The sequence below is a fragment of the Brachybacterium sp. HMSC06H03 genome (assembly GCF_001807385.1).
In the GTDB taxonomy this organism is placed as follows: Bacteria; Actinomycetota; Actinomycetes; order Actinomycetales; family Dermabacteraceae; genus Brachybacterium; species Brachybacterium conglomeratum.
The window spans coordinates 1-1,824 of the sequence record NZ_KV788861.1 but is presented as its reverse complement, the minus strand read 5'-3'; the positions used below and the strand labels follow the sequence as shown (position 1 = coordinate 1,824).

Here is a 1,824-nt window from a genome sequence, read left to right as displayed (position 1 = left end):
CGGGGGGAGCGGCTCGCGAGCCTGCTCGAGGCGGAGGGGCTCACGGCCGAGCACGCCCCGCTGACCCGCCTCGTCCCGAGCACCGGCGAGGAGCTCGAGGCCGCCCTCGCGCAGCTCGCCGCGGGCGCGTTCACACATCTCGTGGTCACCTCCCGCACCGCCGCCGAGGTCCTCGCCGGGGCGGAGGCCCCGTTCGAGACGGCGATCATCGCCGTCGGAGGGGGCACCGCCCAGACCCTGCGGGAGGCGGGCCTCTCCCCCACCGCCGTGGCCGACGGCTCCGGCGCGGCGCTCGTCGCCGCGATGCCGCCCGCCGCCCCGGGCGATCGAGTGCTGCTGCCCGCCTCGTCCGCCGCCTCCCGCACCGTCCCCGAGGGGCTGCGCGCGGCCGGCTACGAGGTGGTGGAGGTCGAGGCCTATCGTCCCGAACCCGTGGACCCGTCCCCGGCGGTCGCCGAGGGCCTGGCCGCAGGGCGCTACGCAGCGATCGTGCTGACCAGCCCGATGATCGCCCGACGCGCCGCCGAGCTCGGCGTGCACCCCGCCACCGCGGTGATCGCCATCGGCGACCCGACCGCCGAGGCCGTCCGCGCCGCCGGCCTCGGCCCCCTCCACCAGGCCGCCGCCCCGAGCGACGAGGCACTCGTCGCGGCCGTCCTCGAGGCGCTCGACGCGGCGCCGCACGAGACGCCCCCGTCGGGCCCAGCCGCTGCGGGCCCCGCCCCGTCAGCCGCCCACCCCATGCACCCCCGATCGAAGGAGACCCGATGACCCAGCCGACCCTCCCCGGACCGATCGACCGCCCCCGCCGCCTGCGCAGCAGCGCCGCGATGCGCTCCCTGGTGCGCGAGCACGCCCTCCGCCCCGCCGACCTCGTGCTGCCGATGTTCGTGCGCGAGGGCGCGAGCGAGAACAAGCCCGTGACCTCGATGCCCGGCGTCGAGCAGCACACCATGGACTCCCTGGTCCGCGCCGCGACCGAGGCGGCCGAGCGCGGCGTGGGCGGCGTGATGCTCTTCGGCGTGCCCGAGCACAAGGACGCCGTCGGCTCCGGCGCCACCGACCCGGACGGGATCCTCAACCGGGCGCTGGCCCGCCTGCGCGCCGAGCTCGGCGATCAGACCGTGATCATGGCCGACCTGTGCCTGGACGAGTTCACCGACCACGGCCACTGCGGCGTGCTCGACGCCGACGGCCGGGTCGACAACGACGCGACGCTGCTGCGCTACCGCGAGATGGCCCTCGCGCAGGCCGAGGCCGGCGCGCACCTGCTGGGCCCGTCGGGGATGATGGACGGCCAGATCGCCGCGATCCGCGACGCGCTCGATGCCGAAGGCCATCTCGAGACCGCGCTCTACGCCTACACCGCGAAGTACGCCTCCGCCTTCTACGGCCCCTTCCGTGAGGCCGTGGACTCGTCCCTGCAGGGCGATCGCCGCACCTACCAGCAGGATCCCGCCAACGGCCGCGAGGCGCTGCGCGAGCTGGAGCTCGACGTCGCCGAGGGTGCCGACCTCGTCATGGTCAAGCCCGGCCTGCCCTATCTCGACGTGCTGAGGGACGTCGCCGCCGCCTCCCCCGTCCCCGTCGGCGCCTACCAGGTCTCCGGCGAGTACGCGATGATCGAGGCGGCCGCGGCGAACGGCTGGATCGACCGCGACCGCACGATCCTCGAGTCGCTGCTGGCCTTCCGCCGCGCCGGCGCCTCGAACGTCCTGACCTACTACGCGAGCGAGGTCGCGGGCTGGTTCCAGCAGGGCCTGCCCCCGCACCTGCGCGAGTTCGCCTGAGCCGCAGTCCGGCCCGCGCCCGTCGGCGCGCCCG

General features: G+C 76.0%; 2 protein-coding genes. Both read left to right on the top strand.

Translation table 11 applies throughout. The features are described 5' to 3' along the window. Window positions 1-771: uroporphyrinogen-III synthase (locus tag HMPREF3159_RS11240; RefSeq protein ID WP_070501101.1), on the top strand; the 771-nt coding region annotated here is incomplete at its 5' end. Further along, window positions 768-1,790, top strand: a complete 1,023-nt coding sequence (hemB, locus tag HMPREF3159_RS11235; RefSeq protein WP_070501100.1) for a porphobilinogen synthase — start codon at window positions 768-770, stop codon at window positions 1,788-1,790. The genes HMPREF3159_RS11240 and hemB, both read left to right, overlap by 4 nt. Window positions 1,791-1,824 lie beyond the last annotated feature (34 nt).